Below are 23,886 nucleotides of genomic sequence, written 5' to 3' on the forward strand. Positions count from 1 at the left end.
TTTTCGCACCATGGAGGGGGTGCGGGGGAAGCCGATTAACCGCGGCGCTACGAGGGGTCGCCGAGCCCGCTGAGCACGGTCTCGGCCCGCTCCAGCGCCCGCCGGCCGGCCACCAGGTCGGGGGTGATGCCCCGGCCGTCGACGGTGTGCCCGGAGGGGGTGCGGTAGTGGCCGACGGTCAGCTCGGCGACGGAGCCGTCGGGCAGCCGGGTCGGCATCTGGATCGCGCCCTTGCCGAAGGTGCGGGAGCCGACGACGACCGCGCGGCCCCGGTCCTGGAGGGCGCCGGTGAGCAGTTCGGCCGCGCTCATCGTGCCGCCGTCGACGAGCGCGACCAGGGGTCTGGTGGTGTCGCCGCCGTCCTCCGCGTGCAGGGCGCGCTGCTCGCCGTCGACGTCGTAGGTGGCCACGAGTCCGCCGTCGAGGAAGGCGGAGGCCGCGGTGACGGCCTCGGTGACCAGGCCGCCGGAGTTGCCGCGCAGGTCGAGCACGATCCCGGCGCCGGCCGGGGTCCGCCGCACGGCGCTGCGCACGACGTCGCCCGTGCCCTTGGTGAAGGCGTCGACCTTGATCACGGTGACGCCCGCGGAGGGCCTGCGGACGGTCACGGAGTCGGTGGACAGCCGAGCCCGGCGCAGGGTCTCGCTCCAGGTGCGCGCGCCGCGCTCCAGGCCGAGCCGGACGGCGGTGCCCGCGGGGGCGTCCAGCGCGTCGCCGCGCAGCAGGGCGACCACCTCGGTGACCGGCCGCCCGTCGACCGCGGTGCCGTCGACGCTGCGCAGCCGGTCGCCCTTGCGGATCCGGGCGGCGGCAGCGGGCGAGCCGGGCTGCACCCGGGTCACCTCGATACGGCCGTCGACCGCGCGTCGCGCCCACAGGCCGACGCCGGTGTACTGGCCGTCGAGGGCTTCCTCGAACTCCTCGTACTCGCCCCGGGAGTAGACGGCGCCCCAGCGGTCCCCGCTGCGGCTCACCGCTCGTTCGGCCGCCTCCATCGGGGACTTGCCGTCGGCCATGGCCTCGGCGGCGGCCTTCTGGACGGCATCGGGCCTGACGGTCGCGCGGGCCGCGTCCTGGGGGACGGCCCCGCGGCCGGAGCCGGCGCCGGGGTCGGGGTCGGGGAAGGAGCCGGTCGCGGCGCCGGTGACGAGCACACCGGCGAAGACCAACGTCAGGGCCGCCCCGCGGCGGGAGCGGCGGGACTGACAGAAGGGGTCGCGGCCTGACATGGCGGTGAGTCTAGGACAACGCGAAGGGCCGTACGGCCGGTTGACCGCACGGCCCTCTTGGCGTGCGTCACACCTTCAGGTACTTGCGCAGCGCGAAGAACGCGGCAAGCGCGGGCATCAGCAGGCTCGCCGCGAGGATCAGCGGGAGCTTGGTGAACACGGCGTCCCAGCCGATGAAGTTGATGAGGTTCAGCTTGGATGACAAGGCCATGCCGTGGTCGATGGTGAAGTACCGCCCGAGCACGAGGAAGACGCAGGCGAGACCGCCGCCGATGAGCCCGGCGACCGCTGCCTCCATGATGAACGGCGCCTGGATGTAGAAGCCGGACGCGCCGACCAGACGCATGATCCCGGTCTCACGCCGACGGCTGAACGCCGAGACGCGCACCGTGTTGACGATCAGCAGCAGGGCGACGATCAGCATCAGCGCCATGACACCAAGCGCCGCACTGTTCATCAGATTGAGCAGACCGAACAGATTGTCCAGGATGCCCTTTTGGTCCTGTACCGACTGCACGCCGTCACGCCCGTTGAACGCGGTCGCGATGACCTGGTACTTCTCCGGGTCCTTCAGCTTGATCCGGTACGACTGCTGCATCTGGTCCGGGGTGAGCGAACTGGCCAGCGGGGAGTCGCCGAACTGCTGCTTGTAGTGCTTGTACGCCTCGTCCTGCGACTCGTAGGTGACCTTCTGGACGACCGGCATCTTCTCCAGGTCGGCGAGGATCTGCTTCTTCTGGTCCTCGGTGGCCGCGCCCTTGGCGCAGTTGGGGTCCGACTCGGCGTCGCTCTTGTTGCAGAGGAAGATCGAGACGTTGACCTTGTCGTACCAGTAGCCCTTCATGGTGGTCACCTGGTCGCTCATCAGCAGCGAGCCGCCGAACAGGGCCAGGGACAGGGCGACGGAGACGATGACGGCGAAGGTCATCGTCAGATTGCGGCGGAGACCTACACCGATCTCCGACAGTACGAACTGGGCGCGCATGGCGTCGGATCAAGCCTTTCCGTGGATCTCGTGCGGTGTCAGTGCTGGTAGCCGTAGACGCCGCGGGCCTGGTCGCGGACGAGGCGTCCCTTCTCCAGCTCGATGACGCGCTTGCGCATCTGGTCCACGATGTTCTGGTCGTGCGTCGCCATCACCACGGTCGTGCCGGTCCGGTTGATCCGGTCGAGCAGCTTCATGATGCCGACGGAGGTCTGCGGGTCGAGGTTGCCGGTGGGCTCGTCGCAGATGAGCAGCTTGGGCCGGTTGACGAAGGCGCGCGCGATGGCCACGCGCTGCTGCTCACCACCGGACAGCTCGCCGGGCATGCGCTCCTCCTTGCCGCCGAGCCCGACGAGGTCGAGCACCTGCGGCACGGACTTGCGGATCTCTCCGCGCGACTTGCCGATGACCTCCTGGGCGAAGGCCACGTTCTCCGCGACCGTCTTGTTCGGCAGGAGCCGGAAGTCCTGGAAGACCGTACCGAGCTGGCGCCGGATCTGGGGCACCTTCCAGTTGGACACGCGCGCGAGGTCCTTGCCCAGGACGTGCACCTGACCGTGGCTGCACCGCTCCTCGCGGAGGATCAGCCGCAGGAAGGTGGACTTTCCGGAGCCGGAGGACCCCACGAGGAACACGAACTCGCCCTTCTCCACTTCCAGGGAGACATCCCTGAGCGCGGGACGGGTCTGCTTGGGGTAGACCTTGGAGACATTGTCGAATCGGATCACGGATGCACCACGGGTCGCCGGGGGTAGATGTGCGTGACCATACGCGAACCGGGCGGGCCGGCGCAGTCGCCGGACGAGGTTGTGCGGAGCTTGTACATTTTTGTGCGGGGTATCGGGGGCGCACCCGCCGGGTATCGGGCTTGTATGCGGGGACGGCCGGGTGCCGGTGACCCGCGCGCGCTCCGCGGGAACCTGGCACAGTGGTGAGGGGAACGTTCGCGTTCCCGTAGGCGTTGTTCGGATGACGGCCGGTGCAAGGAGGGCGAGCGCATGACGTACGACCGGTTGGTGTGCGCGAACTGCGCGGCGCCTGTGAGCGAGGGCCGGTGTCCCGTGTGCCGGGCCAACCGCGAGCGGCTGCAGCAGCAGGGCTTCTTCCAGGACGGCTTCTTCGCCGGTCTGAACCCGATGGCGCTGATCGCGCTGCTGGCGGTGCTGATCGCCGCGGTGGCGCTGCTGGCGCACCAGACCGCGTGAGCGGACCACAGAGCGGCTGAGGACGGCCGAAGGGCCCGGAGGCAGGCTCCGGGCCCTTCGTCACTGCGTCACACGTACGGACCGTACGAAGGTGACTACGTTCGGTCACGCTCAGGCGGCTGCGCCGCCCCGACCGCCCGCGAGGCGCGGCAGGACGCGGAAGGCGACACCACCGGCGATCATGGTGGCAGCGCCCGCGATCAGGAACGCGGTCTGCCCGGCACCCGTCTCGGCGAGCTCGTCGCCGCTGCCCTGGGCCTGGGCGCCGGCGGCCGGGGTGTCAGGGCCGGTGCCGGTCAGAGCGGAGGAGCCGCCCTCCTGGGCCGAGCTGCCGGAGCCGCCCTTGGGGTCGGTGTTGCTGTTGCCACCGCCGTTGCCGTTCCCATTGCCGTTGCCGTTCCCGTTGCCACCGCCGTGGGTCGGGTCGGAGGTGGGCTCCTCGGTCGGCTCGGTGGGCTCCTCCGTGGGCTCGGTGGGCTCCTCCGTCGGCTCCGTCGGCTCGTCCGAGGGCACCGAGGTCTCCGGCGGCGACTCCGGGGTGGTCGGGATGCCGGTTTCGGTGGGACCCGGGCTCGGCGACTCCTCGGCGGCGCAGAGGATGCCGAGCAGGCAGTCCTCCGACTCGCTGGCGGAGGCGGCGCCGGCCGCCGTCAGCGAGGCGCCGGCCGCGATCACGGCACCGGCCGCGATCCGCGCGATCCGGATCCGCGTCTTCTTGGTCATGTGGTTGCTACCCCCAGTAGCTGATGGTCAGTGTGCGGCGCATGGGGCCGGCCGTGATCGACGGGGTAGCCGGTGAAGTCCGTGTTCCATCAAGTCCTTCACGCCCCCCGGTTCACATGCGCCCCAGAGATACGCATGGCACGCTTCACCCTTCCCATTTTCCAAGGGATCGTCAAGGCCGTTGCGTGCGCAATGTCCAACGTCAGGGCATTTACGGGGAGTTGGCGCCTGTGAGTGTGATGTAAAACCCAGACAAATAACAACTGCCGCCCTCAGGGCGGCAGTTGTCATGGTCGACTTGACTGCTCCGGTTACTTCTCCTGCTGCTTGCGCCAGCGAATCCCGGCCTCCAGGAAGCCGTCGATCTCACCGTTGAACACGGCCTCCGGGTTGCCGACCTCGAACTCCGTGCGCAGGTCCTTGACCATCTGGTACGGGTGCAGCACGTAGGAACGCATCTGGTTGCCCCAGGAGTTGCCGCCGTCGCCCTTGAGGGCGTCCATCTTGGCCTGCTCCTCCTGCCGGCGCCGCTCCAGCAGCTTGGCCTGCAGGACGTTCATCGCGGTGGCCTTGTTCTGGATCTGCGACCGCTCGTTCTGGCAGGAGACCACGATGCCGGTCGGGAGGTGGGTGATGCGGACCGCGGAGTCGGTGGTGTTGACGCCCTGACCGCCCGGGCCGGAGGACCGGTACACGTCGATGCGCAGCTCGGACTCGTCGATCTCGACATGGTCGGACTGCTCCACGACGGGCAGGATCTCGACCCCGGCGAAGGAGGTCTGGCGGCGGCCCTGGTTGTCGAAGGGCGAGATGCGCACCAGCCTGTGCGTGCCCTGCTCCACGGAGAGGGTGCCGTAGGCGTAGGGCACCTGCACGGCGAAGGTGGTCGACTTGATGCCGGCCTCCTCCGCGTACGACGTCTCGTAGACCTCGGTCTTGTACCCGTGCTGCTCGGCCCAGCGCAGATACATGCGCTGCAGCTTCTCGGCGAAGTCGGCCGCGTCGACGCCGCCGGCCTCGGCGCGGATGTTGACGAGCGCCTCGCGCGCGTCGTACTCCCCGCTGAGCAGCGTGCGGACCTCCATCTCGTCCAGCGCCTTCCTGACCTCGGCCAGCTCGGCCTCGGCCTCGGCGCGGGTGTCGGGGTCGTCCTCGGCCTCGGCCAGCTCGAAGAGCACGCCGAGATCGTCGATCCGGCCGCGCAGCGCCTCCGCCTTCCTGACCTCGGCCTGGAGGTGGGAGAGCTTGCTGGTGATCTTCTGCGCCTCGTCCGGGTTGTCCCACAGGGACGGCGCCGCCGCCTGCTCCTCGAGCACGGCGATGTCGGCCCTCATCCTGTCGAGGTCCAGGACGGCCTCGATCGACTCCATGGTCGAGGAGAGGGACTTGAGCTCTTCGGATACATCGACGACTGCCACGCCTCCAGACTAACGGCAATGGCAACCGACCTCGCCCGCCCGAGGCCGCGAAGCGGGAAGCCCCACCAGGATCGGCGTGACGGGGGCCGGCACGGGGCGGCAGCGAACCGCGGCGCTGCGGCTGGCAACGCCGCCACGGCGCACCCGCAGAGCGAGCGCCATCGCACCACCGACCGCCCCATGGACGCCCCGGTCACCGGACCGCCGGTCAGACCACTCCGTGGGGAACGTCACCGTGTCACGGACCTGTACACCCCCGGACCGTCACGGCACAGGAGCGGGCCCGGGATGTAGCGGGCCCTCGCGATCCACCACGGCCGCCGGCCCGAACGGCGACGCGACCCAGCCCGCGGAACACCCCGTGGGGAACATCACCCGGTCGTGGACCTGTACTGCCCGCAGCCGTCGCGGTGCGGCAACGAGCCCGAGATACGCCGCACCGCACGCCCCACCACAACCCCGGGCCCGAACGGCCGACGGCGCACCCCCGTGAGGGCCGTCACGATGTCGGCCACGCGCATGTGCCCTGCCCGGACCGCACGGCGTCCGCCCCGACCGACGTACGCCGAAGCACCCGCCGGACCACGACCCCGCCCCGAACGACCGACGGCACGACCCGGCTCGCCCCGCGGAGCGCTCCGTGGGGAACGTCACGACGCCATGCACCTACAGGTGACGCCGTCGCGGCGCAGGAGCGGGCCCGGGGTGTGGCGGAGCCGCGTGATCCGCCGCGCCCCCTGGCCCGGACGGCGACACGGCGCGGCAGCGGGCCCGGGGTGCGTCCGGCCCCAGCCCCGGCGCCGAACGGTCGGCCACGACTCGGCGCAACTCGCGGAGCGCTCGTCACGGGGTTGTGGAGGTGTGCGTGGGCTGTGGGGTGGCGCCCGCGTCGTCGCCCGAGGTTGCCAGCCAGGTGCCGACGCCGATCGCCGCCGCGAGCAGCGCGCCCGCCACTGCCAGCGTCACCCGCCGGCGCCGGGCCGCCGCGCGGTGCCGCGCCGAACCGGGGCGCGGGGCGCCCGAGGCCCGGGGTACGCGCGCGGTGCCGCGGGCGCCGCCGGCCAGCTCGTCCGGCCCCGGCACCCGCATCGAGGTGTGCGTGTCCCGGTTGGAGTCCGGCTGCGCGCCGGGAACCAGCGGCACCGAGCCCCGCCGGCGCGCCCGCTCGCCGGGCACCGGTGCCGCCGCCGAGGGCTCCGCGGCCTGCGGCGCCGGCTCCGCGTCCGGCTCGTCCACGTCCAGCGGCGGCATCCCGGCCAGCTGGGGCAGCTGCTCCCGCAGCCGCGCCGCCAGCTCGGAGGCCCGCAGCCGCGAGGCAGGCGCCTTCGCCAGGCACTGCACGACCAGCTGCCACAGCTCGTCCGGGATGCCCGGCAGCGGCGCGACCGTCTCGGTCACGTGCCGGCGCAGCACCGCGCCCGGATGGCCGCCGCCGAACGGGGTGAACCCGGCCAGCAGCTCGTACAGCACGGTCGCGAGGGCGTAGATGTCGACGGCGGCCCGTGGCGGCAGACCCTCCACGATCTCCGGCGCCAGATAGTCCGGGGTCCCGATGATCTTCGTGGCGCGGGTCCGCTTGGGGGTGTCGATCAGCTTCGCGACGCCGAAGTCGGTCAGCAGCGCGGGGTGCGCACCCCCGGGGCCGAGCGGCCCCTGCATGTCCAGCAGCACGTTCTCGGGCTTGACGTCCCGGTGCACCACCCCGGCCGCGTGCGCCGCCGCCAGCGCCTCGGCGACGTCCGCGACGATGGCCACCGCGGCCTCCGGGCTGAGCCGCCGCTCCCGCTCCAGACGGGTGCGCAGGTCGGTGCCGCGGACCAGGTCCATGACGAGGGCCAGGTCGTTGCCGTCGACGACGAGGTCGCGCACCGAGACGATGTGCGGGTGGTCCAGACCGAGCAGTGCCGTGCGCTCCTGTACGAAGCGTCCGACGAGTTCCTGGTCGGACGCGAGGTCTTCGCGCAGCAGCTTGATGGCGACGGGCCCGTCCGGTCCCTCGCCCAGCCACACCGTGCCGGCGCTGCCCCGTCCCAGGATCTGGTTCGCGGTGTACCGGCTGCCGATCTTCCGTGCCAAGACTGCTCCTACAGACGCGTGTTGCCGCTAAAACTACGCGTCCGAGGAGCCAACCTTCACCGCGGCGGCCGAAATCACCCGCCAGGTGTCGACAAATCCCCAGACCGAGCCCTAGTTGCCGCCGGAACCGCCCAGGTCCTTGATCCAGCCGGTCACCGTGCCGAACCAGTCGCTGAGCTGTCCCCAGTAGCTCTTGCCGGTCCCGATCCACTCCTGGAGGGGGCTCAGCTCCCACACCAGCCAGCCCGCCACGAACAGGATGACGATCGTGAACAGGCAGCCCTTCAGACAGCCGAGCCCGGGGATCTTCATCGGGTTGGCGCTGCGCTGCCGCGGCTGCCGCGGCTCGGGCGCCGGCCGCCGCGGCTCCGCCGGTGCGGGCGGCGCGTACCGCTCGGGCCGCGGCGCCGCGTACGGCTGCGGCTGGTACTGCTGAGGCTGCTGCCGGCGCCCGTAGCCGTCCGGGGGCCGCTGCTGGTGCTGGGGCGCGGGCTGCTGCTGCTGCGGCCGGGCCACCTGGCGCTGGGGGCGGCGGCGCAGCGGGTCCTGGTCCGGGTCGAGGTACTGGACCTGGGTCTGCTCGTTGCGGTCGCGGGCGGCGCGCAGCTGGGTCTGCCAGGGGTGCGGCTGCTCGGGCTGCTGCCCCTGCGGTCCGGGCTGGTCGGGCCGTCCCGGGGGCAGCGGCGGCATGACGGCGGTCGGGTCGGCCGCCCCGGTGTTCGGCAGCACCGCGGTCGGATCGGCGGCGCCCGGCGGGCCGCCGGAGTGCGGCAGCACGCTGGTCGCGGCGTTGGGGTCGTACGCCCCCGCGGAGCCGCCCGTGGGCAGCACCTGGGTCGGGTCGGCGGCCCCGGGCACGCCCGGTACGGCGGTGGGCGCCGGGTCGGGGGTCAGCAGGGCGCCGACGCCCTCGGCGGCGGCGATCTGGGCGGAGTTGGCGTGCACGCCGATGCCCTCGGCGACGACCCGCAGGCCGCGCGCCAGGTTCTCGGCGCTGGGGCGCTCGTCGGGGTTCTTGCGCAGGCAGCGCTCTATGACCGTCCACAGCGGGTCGGGCACGGTCGACGGGCGGCGCGGCTCGGCGCTCAGGTGCTGGTGCAGGACTTCCAGGGCGGAGCCGCCGGAGAACGGCGGGCGGCCGGTGACCAGCTCGTACAGCAGGATGCCGGCGCCGTAGATGTCGACGGCGGAGGTCTGCGGGCGGCCCTCGGCGGACTCCGGCGCGACGTACGCGGGCGTGCCGACGAACTCGTGCGTGCGGGTCAGGCCCGGGGAGTCGGCCAGGCGGGCGATGCCGAAGTCCGTCAGCAGCGGGTTCATCCGGCCGTCGTGCTGCTGGAGCAGCACGTTGGCGGGCTTCAGGTCGCGGTGGACGACGCCGTCGGCGTGGCTGGCCGCGAGCGCGTCGGCGATCTGGGCGGTCAGCAGCGCGGCGGCCACGGGCGTGAACGGGCCGTTCTCGCGCAGGTAGCGGTGCAGGTCGGGGCCCTCGACGAGGTCCATGACGAGGGCGAGCAGATCGCCCTCGACGACGAGGTCGCGCACCCGGACGATGTTCGGGTGGGTGAGCCGGAGCAGGACGGACCGCTCCCGGAGGAACCGCATGACGACGTCGGCGTCGCTCGCCAGTTCCTCCTTGAGGACCTTGATCGCGACGGTCTCACCCGGCTGGCCGGGCACGGCCGCCTCGGCGCCCGCCGTCTCACGCTGGCGGGCTCGCCACACGGTGCCCGTGGCGCCGCGTCCGAGCGGCTCCTCAAGCAAGTACTTGCTGCCTACCGGCCGCACGTCATGCGCTCCCTGCTGCTTGCTGGTGTTCCGATCCACTGTAGTGCCGCCTGTGGGGGCGCCACATGAGCGTTCCCGTCCCTGTTCGAAGGAAAGACGCTCCCCTCGTTGTCCTGGTTGCCGAAAGGCTGCCGAACCCGGACAGGGCCGGTCTCAAATGATCAGCGGTGGGGTGTCGGTCAGCCACTTCTGCGGCACCGTTCAGCCACTTTTGCGGTACCGGTCAGGCACTTTTGGGGTACCGGTCGGGCACTTTTGGGGGCAGAGCCGACCAATCAAGATCACTTACCACCGGGCCGCGGGCGCGTTGTCGGTGACAGGTGCGAGGATGCGTGCAGTACTGGCCGACGTGCTCGTGGTGGGGTGGGGGAGCCCGCGCCCGTGCAGAAGGGACCGCTGACGGCGATGCAGATCCGGCTGACCGTCGTAGACCCGCTGGGCCCGTCCCCGCAGGGGGGCCGCGCCGCGCGCCGCGACGTGCTGGTCACGGCGCCCGCCGGCACCGCCCTGGCAGCGGTGGCGTCGGCGCTCGCCTCGACGGTCGCCGGCGACGGGGGCACGGTCCGTGACACCGCGAACGCGCCGGTCGTGCTGTACGCCGGAGCCGAACGGCTGGACGCACGGCGCTGCACCCTCGGTGAGCCCCCGCTGGTGGACGGCGCCGTGCTGGCCCTGGGCGCGCCCGCCGAGCCGGAGCCCCATCCGGAGCTGGACGACGCCCCGACGCAGCTGCACGTGGTCGCGGGGCCGGACGCGGGCGGGGTCCATCTGCTGCACGGCGGCCGGATCACCGTCGGCCGTTCCGCGGACGCCGACATCCCGATAGACGACCCCGATGTCTCCCGTCTGCACTGCGCCGTCACGGTCGCCGCCGACGGCCGTGTCTCGGTCGCCGACCTCGGCTCCACGAACGGCACGGCGCTGGACGGTGTGCGGGTGGCCGACCGCCCGGTCCGCTTTCCGCCGGGCGCGCTGCTGCGGATCGGCGAGTCCACCCTGCGGCTTGCTCCGTCCGCAGGGCCGGGGGCCCTGACGCGGACGGCTCCCGACGGCGAGGGCTGTGTGCGGGTGACCCCGCGCACCGGGCACACGGCGGAGGCCGGGCAGACCGGATACACCGACGGCTCCTGGGACACCGGCCTCGCCGGGTACGCCGAAGAGACCGGGGAGGCCGGCGTCCCAGGAGAGACCGGGTACGCCGAGGGCGCCGGGCGCGTCGAACGCGCCGCGGCCCCGCGGAGCGGACGGGGCGCGCCGTCCGGGTCCGCCCGGCACACACACGGCACGGCGGGCTGGGGCGCCCCGGGCACGGCACAGCGGGCCCAGGAGCACCCGCCGGCGCAGCCACCGGTCGTGCCCGGACAGGGCGGCGCGCCGGGGATAGAGAGGCGGGACGCGGGCCAGGGCCCCGGGGCGCAGGGCGCGGACACCCACGCCGGCCGCTTCGGGGCCGGCGGCCCCGGCATGGCCTTCGGCGGCCCCGGTCCCGGGCACGCGGGCGGGGCACCCGGCACTCCGCCGGGCACGCGCGCGCCCGGACCCTCGGACGCCTGGGCTGCGGCCCACGGCACCGGGGCGGACGGCACCGCCCCGGTGCCGCACGCGCGGGGCGGTCACACCGAGGACGCCCCGGGCACGCGCCCGCGCGGACACCACGGCGCGGACGGCACGGCCGGGGCGTACGGGACGTACGGGCACGGCGGCGACCCGGAGGCGGACGCCCCGCCGGCCGGGGGACGCAAGGGCACTCCGGTGCGCGGCACCGACCTGCCGCCCGGCCTGCGCAGACGCGGCGGCCTCGGCGCGTGGGCGCGGCGGCTGGCCGGGGGGCGCGCGGACCCGGCGGACGGCGGCCCGGGGCCGTACGACCCGCACGGCACCGGCGCGTCCGGCGGTGCCGCGCCGGACGGCCCGCGGCGGCCGGAGACCTGGCCTGACCCGGCGGCCCTGCTGCTGACCGCGCTGGGCCCGGGCCCCCGGCTGTGGGAGCGCGGTCCGGGCCACCCGCAGACGCTCACGGTCCGGCTGGGCACGGCCGACGGGCCGGCGCCGGGCGGCCCGGCCCCGCTCAGCGGCACGCCGGTCACCGTCGGCCTGCGCGCGGCCGGGGCGCTGGGCCTGGCCGGGCCGCGCCCGCGGCTGTCCGGGCTGGCCCGCGCGGTCCTGGCCCAGCTCGCCGCGCTGCACTCCCCCGACTGTCTGGAAATCGTCCTGATCAGCGCGGACCGGGCGCGCCCCCTGGAGGAGCGCACCGCCGAGTGGTCCTGGCTCGGCTGGCTGCCGCATGTGCGCCCGGGCCACGGCCAGGACTGCCGTCTGCTGCTGGCCTACGACCGCGAACAGGCCGCGGCCCGCACCGAGGAGCTGCTGCGCCGCCTGGAGAGCCGGCCGGCCGACGGCTCGGCACCGCCGCGGCTCTCCTCGGCCACGACCGGCGGCCGGACGACCGGCGGTGAGACGACGGGCGGCGGGACGTCGGACGGCTTCCCCGGCCCCTACACCGTCGTCGTCGTGGACGGCGATCCGGGCGGGGCGGGCCTGCGCGAGGCGGTGGCGCGGCTGGCCCTGGAGGGTCCGCGGGCCGGGACGCACGTGGTGTGCCTGGCGGAGACACCGCCCGCCCCGGCCGCCGCGCCGGGGAGCTACGAGGCGGCTTTCGAGGCCGCGTGCGCGGTCGCGCCGACGTTCCGGGCGTGCGGCGCCGTCGCGCTCCTCGGCGGTGACGTCGCCACGGCGCTGCACCTGCTGCACATCCCGCGGCCCGGCGCGCACACCGCACCGGCCGGTCCGCTCGACCCGGGCACGCCGGCCGCGGTCGACGCGGTCTCGCCCGCCTGGGCGGAGCGGTTCGCGCGGGCGCTGGCGCCGCTGCGCACGGACGGCGCGGTCGACGGGCGGCACGCACGCGTGGCCGCGCCGCTGCCCCAGTCGGCGCGGCTGCTGGACGAGTTGGGGCTCGCCCGTGCCACGCCGGCGTCGCTGATGGCGCGTTGGGCGGACGCGGCGGACGACACTGAGTCGCCGGGCGGGCGGGCCTGGGCGGTGCTCGGCGCTGGCCCGCACGGCCCGCTCGGTGCCGACCTGGTCGCCGAGGGGCCGCATCTGCTGGTCGAGGGCCCGCCCGGCAGCGGTCGTACGGAGCTGCTGCGGGCCGTCGTCGCCTCGCTGGCCGCCGCCGAGCGCCCCGACCGGCTGGGCGTGGTGCTGGTCGACGGGCGGGACGGCGTGGGCGCGGGCGGCGAAGGGCTGCGTGTGTGCACGGACATACCGCATGTCACCACCCATCTGGCCGCCAACGACCCGGTGCGCATGCGGGAGTTCGCGCAGTCCCTGAGCGCCGAGCTGAAGCGGCGGGCCGAGTTGCTGGGCCGGGCGGACTTCGCCGAGTGGCACGCGCACCGAGAGGTGTCGGGCCGGATGGTCGCGCAGCGCACCGCGCCGGGGCGGCCCGCCGCGGCCGGCGGCGACGACCTCGAATCCCCGCCCAGCACGACGCTGCGGCTGCGCCCCGCCGCGGCCCGGCAGGGGCGGACGGAGGCGCCGCCGCCGCTGCCCCGGCTGGTGGTGGTCGTGGACGACCTGGACGCGCTGGTCTCCCCGGCGCTCGGTTCGCCGGGCCGGCCCGCGGCGGGTTCGGTGGTGCGGGCGCTGGAGGCGGTGGCGCGGGACGGCGAACGGCTCGGCGTCCATCTGGTGGTGGCGGCGGGACCGGGCGGCCGTACGGCCGAGACGGAGCCGGTGCGGCAGGCCGCGCTCCGCGTCACGCTGGACGCGCCGTCCTCGGGACCGGACGAACCGGCGCCGGGCCGCGGCCGGTTGGCCACGGCGGACGGTCGTGTCACCGCGTTCCAGGCCGGACGGGTCACCGGACGGATTCCGCGTACGGCGACCCAGCGGCCCACGGTCGTCCCGCTGGACTGGCACCGCATGGGCGACCCGCCGGCCCGCCGCCCGGTGCGCGAACTGGGCAACGGGCCCACGGACTTGGCGCTCCTGGCAAGCGCGGTGGAACGCGCGGCCCAACAGGTGTCGGCCACACAGGTCCCGTCCCTGCTGTAGTCGTCACCGCCATGCATACGCGGCCGATCACGAGCCGGTCACGATCGGCGGGTTGACACCGCAGGCGCTCTTGCCGCGTTCGAGGGGCCGGGCGTAGACCGTACGGCACGGTACAGCGCTCGGACGTTCAACGGCGAACGAAGAACGGGGCAGTGATGCGCAGCAGGAGCAGCACCATCCGGACACACAGGGCCGTCACCACGCTCGCCGCTCTCCTCGCGGGGGCGCTCGCGCTCAGCGCCTGCGGAGGCGGCGACGACGACAAGAAGACCGGCGGCGGCGAGAGCAGCGGCACCGCCGGGACAGGCGGCGGCGTCACCCTGCCGAAGCTGGACGGCGCGAGCCTGGAGGTCGCCGCCGTATGGACCGGCGGCGAGCAGAAGAACTTCAAGCAGGTCCTCGCGGAGTTCGAGAAGCGCACGGGCGCCAAGGTCACCTTCGTCCCGGCGCAGGACCCGATCATCAACTTCCTCGGCTCGAAGATCGCGGGCGGCCAGCCGCCGGACGTCGCGCTGCTGCCGCAGCCCGGTGCGATCAAGCAGGCGGTCGACAAGAAGTGGGCCAAGCCGCTGGGCGCTGAGGCGCAGGCCCAGCTGGCCAAGAACTACGCGCAGGGCTGGCAGGACATCGGCAAGGTCGACGGCAAGCAGTACGGCGCCTACTACAAGGCCGCCAACAAGTCGCTGATCTGGTACAACGCCAAGGCGTTCGAGAACGCCGGCGCCAAGGAGCCCACGACCTGGCAGGAACTGCTGACGACGGCGCAGGCCGTGTACGACTCGGGGGTCACGCCGTTCTCGGTCGGCGGCGCCGACGGCTGGACCCTCACCGACTGGTTCGAGAACATCTACCTCTCCCAGGCGGGTCCCGAGAAGTACGACCAGCTCGCCCAGCACAAGATCAAGTGGACGGATCCCTCCGTCAAGGAGGCGCTGACCACGCTGGCCCAGATCTGGGGCAAGAAGGACTATGTCGCGGGCGGCGCGAAGGGCGCGCTCCAGACCGAGTTCCCGGCCTCCGTCACCCAGACCTTCACCGGCGGCGACCAGCCCAAGGCGGCGATGGTCTACGAGGGCGACTTCGCGCAGGTCAACATCGGTGAGACCAAGGCGAAGGTGGGCACGGACGCGAAGGTGTTCCCGTTCCCGGCAGTGGGCTCCTCCGCGCCGGTGGTCTCCGGCGGTGACGCGGCGGTCGTCCTGAAGGACTCCGAGGCGGCCCAGGCGCTGGTCACCTTCCTGGCCTCGGCGGACGCGGCGACGATCCAGGCGAAGCTCGGCGGCTATCTCTCGCCGAACAAGAACGTGCCGAACTCGGCCTACCCGAACGATGTGCAGCGCACGATCGCCAAGGCGCTGATCGCCGCCGGCGACGACTTCCGTTTCGACATGTCCGACCAGGCCCCGCAGTCCTTCGGCGGCACGCCGGGCAAGGGCGAGTGGAAGGCCCTTCAGGACTTCCTGAAGAACCCGTCGGACGTCGCGGGCGCCCAGGCGCGGCTGGAGAAGGACGCGGCGGCGGCGTACGGGAACGGCGGCTGAGCCGGCGATGGCGTCGGCCACGGCGGCGGGGGGCCCACCGTCCCCCGCCGCACCCCGCAACCGCAAGAGCGTGACCGGCACCCGCAGGGCGGTGGCAGTGCTCTTCCTGCTGCCCGCCCTGGTGCTGCTCGGCGCGCTCGTGGTCTACCCGATCGGGTACTCGCTCGTCCGCAGCTTCTACGACTCATCGGGCGACGGATTCGCCGGATTCGACAACTACCGTGCCCTGTTCACCGACGACGGCATCCGCACCGCGCTGAAGAACAACATCATCTGGGTGGTGTTCGCGCCGGCCGTGTCCACCGCCCTCGGCCTGGTCTTCGCGGTGCTGACCGAACGGGTGCGCTGGGGAACGGCGTTCAAGCTGGTCGTCTTCATGCCGATGGCGATCTCGATGCTGGCGGCCGGGATCATCTTCCGGCTGGTGTACGACCAGGACCCGGACAAGGGCGTCGCCAACGCCGTGTGGGTGGGGATCCACGACACGTTCGTCCAGTCGTCCGCGTTCCCGAAGGCGCACCCGGGCCGCCAGTCGCCGCTGCGGGCGGACGGCGGCGGCTTCCTCACGTCGGCGGCCGTCCGCGCCGGCACCCCGGTCGCCCTGCCGCTGGTCGGTGTCGCCCCCGACCAGATGCCCGGCGACGCCCGCACGGCCCGGGCCGCACAGCCCGAGCCGGGGAAGGTCACCGGCACCACCTGGCAGGACTTCACCCGCGGCAAGGGCGTCGGCACGCTGGGCGCCCCCGACCCGTCCGAACTCGGCTATCCGGGAATGAAGATCGAGGCGGTGAAGGACGGCAAGGTGGTGGCCGCCACGAAGGCCGCCGCCGACGGCACGTTCACGCTGCCCGCGGCGGCCGACGGCGCCCGGCTGCGGCTGCCCGCGGACAACTTCAAGGCGCCCTACAACGGCGTCGACTGGCTGGGCCCGTCGCTGGTGACGCCCGCCATCATCGGTTCGTACGTATGGATGTGGGCGGGTTTCGCGATGGTGCTGATCGCGGCCGGGCTCGCGGGGGTGCCCCGGGAACTCCTGGAGGCGGCGCGGGTCGACGGGGCGAACGAGTGGCAGGTGTTCCGGAGGGTCACCGTGCCCCTGCTCGCGCCGGTCCTCGCGGTCGTCACCGTCACCTTGATGATCAATGTGCTGAAGGTGTTCGACCTGGTCTTCATCATCGCGCCCGGCTCCTCGCAGGACGACGCGAACGTGCTGGCCCTCGAGCTGTACCGGAAGGGCTTCTCGGAGGGCCGGCCCGGTGTCGCGAGCGCCATCGCGGTGCTTCTGCTGCTGCTGGTGATCCCCGTGATGTGGTTCAACATTCGCCGGCTGAGGCGGGAGGGGCGGCGATGACGACGCATGCCGAAGGCATCGGCGAGACGGCCCCGGGCCCGGTGGTGAAGGAGCGGCGGCCGCTCGGCGCGCGGATCGCGGAGCGGCTGAGCGGCGGACTGGTCCGCGCGGTCCTGCTCGTCGTCGGCCTGTTCTGGCTGGTGCCGACGATCGGGCTGCTCGTCTCCTCGCTGCGCGCGCCCGAGGACATGAGCGCGGATGGCTGGTGGAAGGTGTTCACCGCGCCGTCCCAACTCACCTTCGATAGCTACCAGAAGCTGCTGGAGAACAGCGACATCACCAACTCCCTGGTGAACACGGTGCTGATCACCGTCCCGGCGACGGTACTGGTCGTCGTCATCGGCTCGCTGGCGGGCTACGCCTTCGCGTGGATGGAGTTCCCGGGCCGCGACTGGCTGTTCCTCGCCGTGGTCGGGCTGCTGGTGGTACCGGTGCAGGTGGCGCTGATCCCGATCGCCGAACTGTTCGGCACCATCGGGCTGTTCGGGTCGATCCTCGGGGTGGTCCTGTTCCACGTCGGTTTCGGCCTGCCGTTCGCGGTGTTCCTGCTGCGGAACTTCTTCGCGGAGATCCCGAGGGAGCTGCTGGAGGCGGCCCGGCTGGACGGCGCGGGCGAACTGCGGCTGTTCGCCCGGGTGGTGATGCCGCTCGGCGGGCCCGCCATCGCCAGCCTGGGCATCTTCCAGTTCCTGTGGGTGTGGAACGACATGCTGATCGCGCTGGTGTTCACCAAGTCGGGTTCGCAGCCGATCACGGTCGCCCTGCAGACGCAGGTCCGCCAGTTCGGCAACAACGTCGATGTGCTGGCGCCGGGCGCGTTCATCTCGATGGTGATCCCGCTGGCCGTGTTCTTCGCGTTCCAGCGGCAGTTCGTGTCCGGGGTCATGGCGGGCGCGGTCAAGTGACACCGCCAAACGACCGCAGACGCACGGCGGTTGGGGGGCGGGCCGGCATCGGCCCGCCCTCCGACGGCGTTCACCGGGTGTCCCCCACTTGCCGCACAGAACCGTAACCACTTCACTCCACCGGCCGTTCCCGGGCAGAACGCCCGCGACGACCGACCCATGGATGTGCCGTGCCCAGGTTCAGTGTCATTGTCCCCGCGTACCAGGTCCAGGCATATCTGCACGCCTGCCTGGACTCGGTGCTGGAGCAGTCGTACCCGGATCTCGAACTGATCGTCGTCGACGACCGCTCGCCGGACGCGACTGGAGCGATCATCGACGAGTACGCGGCCCGCGACCCACGGGTGCGGCCGGTGCACCTGCCCGAGAACCGGGGCCTGGGCCGGGCCCGCAACGCGGGCATGAAGTGCGCGACCGGCGACTACCTGGTCTTCCTCGACGGCGACGACACGCTCACCCCGCGCGCCCTGGAGTGGATCGCCGACCGGATCAAGGAGACCGACGAACCGGACGTCCTGGTCTACGACTACGCCCGCACCTACTGGACGGGCGAGGCGGTCCGCAACCAGGTCGCCGCCCAGCTCACCGAGGAGGGCCCGGCCCCCTTCCGGCTGACGGACCGGCCGGGGCTGCTGAACGTCCTGATGGTCGCCTGGAACAAGGCGTACCGCAGGGAGTTCGTCGAGGCCGAGGAGCTGTCGTTCCCGCCGGGCTACTACGAGGACACCCCGTGGACCTTCCCGGCCCTGATGGCGGCGCGGTCCCTGGCGACCCTGGACCGGGTGTGCGTGCACTACCGGCAGCGCCGCAGCGGCAACATCCTCGGCACCACCAGCCGCAAGCACTTCGACATCTTCGAGCAGTACGACCGGGTCTTCGCGTACCTCGCCGAGCGGCCCGAACTCGCCCGCTGGCAGCCGGCGTTGTTCCAGCGCATGGTCGACCATCTGGCGACCGTGTACGGCAAGCCCGACCGGCTGCCACCCGGCAGCCGTGCCGAGTTCCTGCGCCGCGCCCGCGCCCAGTACCTGCGCCACCGCACGCCGGGCACCCGTGTCCCGCGGCGCTCGCGTCTGCGGCACACCCTGATCCGGCTGGGCGCGCACCGCACCTACCGCGCGCTGCATCTGGCGGCGGCCCTGCGCCGGCGCGCGCGAAGCCGCACCGCGGGCCTGCGCCGGGTGGTGCGCGCCGCCGTGCTGTGGCTGCACTACCGGATCCAGCTCTGCCTGCCCGTGCGCCCCGACCGTGCGGTGTTCGCCGCTCACGGGGGCCGCGGCCACGGCTGCAACCCGGGCGCCCTGGAGGCCGCGTTCCGCAGGTACGCCCCGCACATCCGCACGGCGTGGATCGCCCGGCCCGAGCACCAGCAGACCGTGCCGCCGGCCACCCGCCGGCTGCGGCCGGACACGGCGGCCTACTGGACCGCGCTGGCCCGCGCCAAGTACCTGGTGGTCAACGCCGACCTGGACCCGCGGCTGATCAAGCGGCGTGGCCAGGTCTGTGTGCAGACCCGGTACGGCACCCCGCTCAAGCGGATGGGCCTCGATCTGCAGGACCGCCCGGCCGCCGCCGGCGCCACGGACTTCAGGGCGTATCTGAACGACGTCGACAAGTGGGACTACGTCCTGTCCGCCAACCGCCACTCCACCGTGACCTGGGAGCGGGTGTGCCCGGGCCGCTACACGACGCTGGAGTACGGCTACCCGCGCAACGACGTCTTCCAGAAGGCGACCTCGGCGGACGTGTCCCGGCTGCGCGAACAGCTCGGCATCCCCCGGGGCACCGTGGCGATCCTGTACGCGCCGACCCACCGCGACCACCGGCGCGACCAGCATCTGCTGCTCGACCCGGAGCGCCTGCTGCGCCGGCTGGGCCCGCGCTATGTGCTGCTGTTCCGCGCCCACCCCGGGCACGACGGGCCGCCGGTGGAGGGCGAGCACGTCATCGACGTCAGCGGCCATCCGAGCGTGGAGTCCCTGTGCCTGGCGTCGGACGCGCTGGTCACCGACTACTCGTCGATCATGTTCGACTACGCCAACCTGGACCGGCCGATCGTCGTGTACGCCCCGGACCGTGAGGCGTACGAAGCGGCCCGCGGCACCTACTTCGATCTGCGTTCCTGCCCGCCGGGCGCGTACGCGCGCAGCGAGGACGAGCTGATCGACATCTTCGCGACCGGCCACTGGCGCGGCTCGCGCTCGACCCAGCTGCGGGCCGCGTTCCGGGAGCGTTTCTGCCCGTTCGACGACGGCCGGGCCGCCGAGCGGGTCGTCCGGCATGTGGTGCTGGGCGAGGCCGTGCTGCTGCCGCCGGTCACGCCGCTCGCCGAACGTCATCCGGTGCCGTCGGCGTCCTCGGCGCTCGCCGGTCCCCCGTTGGTCACCCTTCCGCAACCTTCCGGTCCGGTCACCGTCACCGACTGCCGCTGAACACCGTTGGCCCTCTCGGGAGTTCCCATGCCCTGCAGCACCTCGCGGCCCACCCCGACCCGGCCGTCCACCTGGCGGCCGACCGGGCGGCCCGGCCGCGTCCGTACGGCCTGAGTCCCGGGACCTTGGCGACCCGGGAGGCAGGTAACACAACAGAAAGAGCGCAATGCCCCGCTTCAGCATCATCGTTCCGTCCCACGGGGTCGCGGGCCGGCTGTCCCAGGCGCTGGACTCGGTCCTCGCACAGTCCTTCACCGACCTGGAGCTGATCCCGGTCTGCGACTCCCCCGACTCCCCGGCGGCGGACGTCGTCGGGGAGCACGCCGAGCGGGACTCCCGGGTGGCCCCGGTGCACTCACCGCCGTCCGCCGGGCTGAGCGGGGCCCGCAACGCCGGGATGCGGGCCGCGTCCGGCGGCTATCTGCTGTTCCTGGACGGCGACGACGTCCTCCTCCCCGGCGCGCTGGCGGCGCTGGACGCCCGGCTCGGCGCGACGGGCGACGTGGACGTGCTGTACTTCGAGCACGAGCGGGCCCCCTGGTGGGAGGGCGAGCCGAGCAACCCGGCCGCCCCGCTGCTGGCCTCGGCCCCCGGCGGCGCCTTCGCGCCCGCCCGCGCCCCGCGGCTCACCGGCGTACCGCTCCCGGCGTGGAGCGCCGCCTACCGCCGCTCCTTCGTCGCCGAGCACCGACTCGCCTTTCCCGACGGCCACTTCACGGATGTGGGCTGGGGCGGCCTGACGACCCTGGCCGCCGAGCGGGTCGCGGTGCTGCGCCGGGCCGTGGTCCGGCACCGGCTGCGCCGGCAGGGCAACCGGCTCAACCAGCCCGGCGCACACCAGCGCGAACTGCTCGACCAGGTGGACCTGGTGCTGACCCGGGCCGCCGAGCGGGGGCTGGCCGGGGAACGGGCCAGGCCGCTGTTCGCCCAGCTCTTCGCGACCGTCCTGAAGACGGCTTCCCGGCCCGAGCGGCTGCCCTCCGGGCACCGGGCCTTCTTCCGCCGCGCCCACCGGCTGTACCGCCGGCACCGCCCGGCCGGTTTCCGGGTGCCGGCCGGCAGTCTGGGCGTCCAGCACCGGCTGCTCGCGGCGGGCGCCTACACGGCGTTCAGCGCGCTGCGCGCCGCCAACCGCTCGGCGTCACGGGCGGCCGAGCGCGTCCCGCGTCCCCGCGGGCTGCGCGCCCGGCTGCGCTACCGGGCGCAGCTGCGCCGCCCGATCGACCCGCGGCTCGCCGTGTACTGCGCCTACTGGGGCCGCGGCTACGCGTGCAACCCGGCCGCGATCCACGCCAAGGCCCGCGAACTCGCCCCGCACATCCGCTCGGTGTTCCTCGTGGAGGCGGGCAAGGAGCACGCCGTACCGCAGGACGTGGACCGTGTCGTGATCGGCTCCCGCCGGTACTGGGAGGTGCTGGCCCGCGCCAAGTACCTGGTCAACAACGCCAACTTCGCCGAGGGCGTGGTCAAGCGGCCCGGCAGCGTGCATGTGCAGACCCAGCACGGCACCCCGCTGAAGACGATGGGCGTGGACCAGTCGACGTACCCGGTGGTGGCCGCGCAGTCCGGCAGCTTCGCCAAGCTGCTCGGCCGGGTCGACCGCTGGGACTTCAACCTGTCCTCCAACCGCCACTCCACCCAGATGTGGGAGCGTGCCTTCCCCGGCTCGTACGAGGCACTGGAGTACGGCTATCCGCGCAACGACGTCTACTACACGGCCACCGCGCAGGACGTGGCCCGCATCCGCCGGGAACTCGGTGTGCCCGAGGGCCGCACGGCCGTCCTGTACGCGCCCACCCACCGTGACCACCACACCGGTTTCGAGTCGGGCCTCGACCTGGAGGCGTTCTGCGAGGCGGCCGGCGAGGACGTGGTCGTGCTGCTGCGCGCCCACTACTTCTACGACCGCGGCCGGGCCGGGGCATCCGGCCCGGCCGGCCGGATCATCGACGTGTCCGCGCACCGCTCATCCGAGGACGTCTGCCTGGCCGCGGACGCGCTGATCACCGACTACTCGTCGATCATGTTCGACTACGCCAACCTGGACCGGCCGATCGTCGTGTACGCGGACGACTGGGACGTCTACCGGGAGACGCGGGGCGTCTACTTCGACCTGATGGCGACGCCGCCGGGACCGGTGGCGCGCACACCGGAAGAGCTGGCACGGGTCTTTGGCGACGGCACATACGCGGGGGCCGAGTCGCGGGCGCTGCGGGCCGCGTTCCGCGAGCGGTTCTGCGAGTTCGACGACGGCCGGGCCGCCGAGCGGGTGGTGCGGCGGGTGCTGCTCGGCGAGTCACCGGAGGCGATCCCGCCCGTGACGCCGCTCGCGGAGCGCGTCCCCGCCCCCGCCGCCGTGACCCCCGCAAGGAGCTGACCCGCAGTGCCCCGCTTCAGCATCATCGTGCCCGTCTTCAAGGTGCAGGGCTTCCTGCGCGAATGCCTCGACTCGGTCCTGGAGCAGTCCTTCGCCGACTTCGAGGTGATCGCCGTGGACGACCGCTCGCCGGACGGCAGCGGCGCGATCCTGGACGAGTACGCGGCCCGCGACCCGCGCGTGACCGTGCTGCACCTGCCCGAGAACGTCGGCCTCGGCCGCGCCCGCAACGCCGGACTGCCCCACGCCACCGGCGACTACCTGCTGTTCCTCGACAGCGACGACACCCTCACACCCGGCGCCCTCGGCGCCATGGCCGACCGGCTCGCCGAGACCGACGACCCCGACGTCCTGGTCTTCGACTACGCACGCACCTACTGGTGGGGCGGCACCCGACGCAACGTCCTCGCGGAGGTGCTGACCGAGGCCGGCGACGGCACCTTCACCGCGGCCGGACACCCCCGCATCCTCGACCTGCTGATGGTGGTGTGGAACAAGGCGTACCGCCGCGCGTACGTGGCCCAGCACGACTTCCGCTTCCCGCCCGGCTACTACGAGGACACCCCCTGGACCTTCCCCGTGATGCTCAGCGCCGGACGCATCGCGGCACTCGACCGGATCTGCCTGAACTACCGCCAGCGCCGCCAGGGCAACATCCTGTCCACCACCAGCCGCAAACACTTCGACATCCACGACCAGTACGAACGGGTCTTCGCATACGTCGACCAGCACCCCGAACTCACCGCCTGGCGGCCGTTCCTGCACCGCAAGATGGGCGAACACTGCCTCGACATCCTCGCCAAACCCGACCGGCTGCCCCCCACCGACAAAGCCGAGTTCTTCCGGCGTACCGCCGAACTGTTCCGCCGCCACACCCCCGAGGGCGCCCGCGTCGACGGCGAGGTCTCCGTGCTGACCGGCCCGTACCCGGTCTATGTGGCGCGGCGGCAGGCGGGGCGGGCCGGCCGGGAGCTGGCGCGGCGCGGGCTCCAGGTCCGGCGGGCCGCGGCCGGGCGGGTCAAGCGGGGCGTCTTCACGGTGCACGCCGGCCGGCCGCTGGACCCGCACCTGGTGCTGTACTCGGCGTTCTCGCACCGCGGGGTGCTCGGCGACCCGGCCGCCGTCTACTACAAGGCGCGGGAGATCGCCCCGCGGCTGCGGGGCGTGTGGGTGGTGCGGGACGCCGCGGACCGCGCGTTGGTCCCGGACGACGTGGAGCATGTGCTGCTCGACTCCCCCGCCCACCACCGGCTGGCCGCCCGGGCCGGCTTCTTCGTGAACAACGTCAACTGGCCCGGCACGCTGGTCAAACGGCCCGGCAGCGTGCACATCCACACCCACCAGGGCACCCCGCTCAAGCACATGGGCGCCGACCTGCTCTCCAAACCCGGTGCCCGGCTCGGCGTCGACGTGCCACAGATGCTGCGCCGGGCCGACCGCTGGGACCACAGCCTGGTCGCCAACCGCCACTCCGAACTCGTCTGGGAGCGCGCCTACCCCTGCCACTTCACCTCGGCACGCACCGGCAGCCCACGCAACGACATCCTCGTCCGCACCGCCCTCGACGGCAGCGGCACCACCGCCGGGGAAGCCTTCCGCACACGGCACGGCATCCCCGCCCACCACCGGGTCGTCCTCTACGCCCCCACCCGCCGCGACTACCGCCGCGGCGGCCACATCGACCGCATCGACCTCGCCCGCCTCGCCACCGACCTCGGCGACGACCACACCCTCGTCGTACGCCTGCACCCCTCACTCGCCACCGGCCCCGCCCGCGGACTCGGCCTCACCGAACTG

The 23,886-nt window shown here is 73.1% G+C and carries 15 protein-coding genes; 8 read left to right on the plus strand and 7 right to left on the minus strand.

Translation table 11 applies throughout. The features are described 5' to 3' along the window. Positions 1-47: 47 nt before the first annotated feature. The 3 genes from ACIRFL_RS18825 to ftsE form a co-directional block, all read right to left on the minus strand. Positions 48-1,229: a S41 family peptidase gene (locus ACIRFL_RS18825; RefSeq protein WP_404029647.1), complete on the minus strand. Its 1,182-nt coding sequence runs from the start codon at positions 1,227-1,229 to the stop codon at positions 48-50. A 67-nt stretch (positions 1,230-1,296) separates the two neighbouring features. Then, the gene (gene ftsX, locus ACIRFL_RS18830; protein WP_404029648.1) at positions 1,297-2,214 is read right to left on the minus strand and encodes a permease-like cell division protein FtsX; all 918 of its coding nucleotides are present in this window, start codon (positions 2,212-2,214) and stop codon (positions 1,297-1,299) included. 38 nt (positions 2,215-2,252) lie between these two features. Then, a complete protein-coding gene (gene ftsE / locus ACIRFL_RS18835) occupies positions 2,253-2,942 on the minus strand; it encodes a cell division ATP-binding protein FtsE (protein ID WP_361289025.1) in 690 nt (229 codons plus the stop codon). A 270-nt stretch (positions 2,943-3,212) separates the two neighbouring features. Here ftsE and ACIRFL_RS18840 point away from each other — a divergent pair, with 270 nt between their 5' ends. Further along, positions 3,213-3,419, plus strand: coding sequence for a hypothetical protein (locus ACIRFL_RS18840; RefSeq protein ID WP_121893961.1), 207 nt, complete (start codon positions 3,213-3,215; stop codon positions 3,417-3,419). A 111-nt stretch (positions 3,420-3,530) separates the two neighbouring features. Here ACIRFL_RS18840 and ACIRFL_RS18845 read toward each other — a convergent pair whose 3' ends face one another. From ACIRFL_RS18845 to ACIRFL_RS18860, 4 genes are all read right to left on the minus strand, one after another. Next, the gene (locus ACIRFL_RS18845; protein WP_404029651.1) at positions 3,531-4,142 is read right to left on the minus strand and encodes a hypothetical protein; all 612 of its coding nucleotides are present in this window, start codon (positions 4,140-4,142) and stop codon (positions 3,531-3,533) included. A gap of 311 nt (positions 4,143-4,453) precedes the next feature. Further along, positions 4,454-5,560 carry a peptide chain release factor 2 gene (gene prfB, locus ACIRFL_RS18850; protein WP_404029653.1) on the minus strand — a complete coding sequence of 369 codons (1,107 nt, stop codon included), beginning with the start codon at positions 5,558-5,560 and terminating at the stop codon, positions 4,454-4,456. 843 nt (positions 5,561-6,403) lie between these two features. Further along, positions 6,404-7,636 (minus strand): serine/threonine-protein kinase, encoded by a 1,233-nt coding sequence (locus ACIRFL_RS18855; protein WP_404029654.1) that lies wholly within the window; start codon positions 7,634-7,636, stop codon positions 6,404-6,406. Positions 7,637-7,747: 111 nt separating this feature from the next. After that, positions 7,748-9,424, minus strand: a complete 1,677-nt coding sequence (locus ACIRFL_RS18860; RefSeq protein WP_404029656.1) for a protein kinase — start codon at positions 9,422-9,424, stop codon at positions 7,748-7,750. A 405-nt stretch (positions 9,425-9,829) separates the two neighbouring features. Here ACIRFL_RS18860 and ACIRFL_RS18865 point away from each other — a divergent pair, with 405 nt between their 5' ends. The 7 genes from ACIRFL_RS18865 to ACIRFL_RS18895 all read left to right on the plus strand — a co-directional run. Continuing rightward, positions 9,830-13,483, plus strand: coding sequence for an FHA domain-containing protein (locus tag ACIRFL_RS18865; RefSeq protein ID WP_404029679.1), 3,654 nt, complete (start codon positions 9,830-9,832; stop codon positions 13,481-13,483). 155 nt (positions 13,484-13,638) lie between these two features. Continuing rightward, positions 13,639-15,024, plus strand: a complete 1,386-nt coding sequence (locus ACIRFL_RS18870) for an ABC transporter substrate-binding protein (protein ID WP_404029658.1) — start codon at positions 13,639-13,641, stop codon at positions 15,022-15,024. A gap of 7 nt (positions 15,025-15,031) precedes the next feature. Beyond that, positions 15,032-16,375 carry a carbohydrate ABC transporter permease gene (locus ACIRFL_RS18875; RefSeq protein WP_404029660.1) on the plus strand — a complete coding sequence of 448 codons (1,344 nt, stop codon included), beginning with the start codon at positions 15,032-15,034 and terminating at the stop codon, positions 16,373-16,375. Beyond that, the gene (locus ACIRFL_RS18880; RefSeq protein ID WP_404029661.1) at positions 16,372-17,280 is read left to right on the plus strand and encodes a carbohydrate ABC transporter permease; all 909 of its coding nucleotides are present in this window, start codon (positions 16,372-16,374) and stop codon (positions 17,278-17,280) included. The genes ACIRFL_RS18875 and ACIRFL_RS18880 overlap by 4 nt, the downstream gene beginning before the upstream one ends. A gap of 170 nt (positions 17,281-17,450) precedes the next feature. Further along, positions 17,451-19,712 carry a CDP-glycerol glycerophosphotransferase family protein gene (locus ACIRFL_RS18885; protein ID WP_404029663.1) on the plus strand — a complete coding sequence of 754 codons (2,262 nt, stop codon included), beginning with the start codon at positions 17,451-17,453 and terminating at the stop codon, positions 19,710-19,712. 166 nt (positions 19,713-19,878) lie between these two features. Continuing rightward, positions 19,879-22,089 (plus strand): CDP-glycerol glycerophosphotransferase family protein, encoded by a 2,211-nt coding sequence (locus ACIRFL_RS18890; protein ID WP_404029665.1) that lies wholly within the window; start codon positions 19,879-19,881, stop codon positions 22,087-22,089. 6 nt (positions 22,090-22,095) lie between these two features. Next, the coding region (locus ACIRFL_RS18895) for a CDP-glycerol glycerophosphotransferase family protein (protein WP_404029667.1) at positions 22,096-23,886 on the plus strand (1,791 nt) is incomplete at its 3' end.

Origin of the sequence: Streptomyces sp. NPDC102462, from assembly GCF_044765425.1 — a bacterium.
In the GTDB taxonomy this organism is placed as follows: Bacteria; Actinomycetota; Actinomycetes; order Streptomycetales; family Streptomycetaceae; genus Streptomyces.

Bases quoted from the DNA above. Each gene is read 5' to 3' on its own strand.
- ftsX (WP_404029648.1), bottom strand. From the start codon at position 2,214: ATGCGCGCCCAGTTCGTACTGTCGGAGATCGGTGTAGGTCTCCGCCGC.
- ACIRFL_RS18880 (WP_404029661.1), top strand. From the start codon at position 16,372: ATGACGACGCATGCCGAAGGCATCGGCGAGACGGCCCCGGGCCCGGTG.
- ACIRFL_RS18845 (WP_404029651.1), bottom strand. From the start codon at position 4,142: ATGACCAAGAAGACGCGGATCCGGATCGCGCGGATCGCGGCCGGTGCC.
- ACIRFL_RS18825 (WP_404029647.1), bottom strand. From the start codon at position 1,229: ATGTCAGGCCGCGACCCCTTCTGTCAGTCCCGCCGCTCCCGCCGCGGG.
- ACIRFL_RS18840 (WP_121893961.1), top strand. From the start codon at position 3,213: ATGACGTACGACCGGTTGGTGTGCGCGAACTGCGCGGCGCCTGTGAGC.
- ACIRFL_RS18865 (WP_404029679.1), top strand. From the start codon at position 9,830: ATGCAGATCCGGCTGACCGTCGTAGACCCGCTGGGCCCGTCCCCGCAG.
- ACIRFL_RS18870 (WP_404029658.1), top strand. From the start codon at position 13,639: ATGCGCAGCAGGAGCAGCACCATCCGGACACACAGGGCCGTCACCACG.
- ACIRFL_RS18875 (WP_404029660.1), top strand. From the start codon at position 15,032: ATGGCGTCGGCCACGGCGGCGGGGGGCCCACCGTCCCCCGCCGCACCC.
- ACIRFL_RS18890 (WP_404029665.1), top strand. From the start codon at position 19,879: ATGCCCCGCTTCAGCATCATCGTTCCGTCCCACGGGGTCGCGGGCCGG.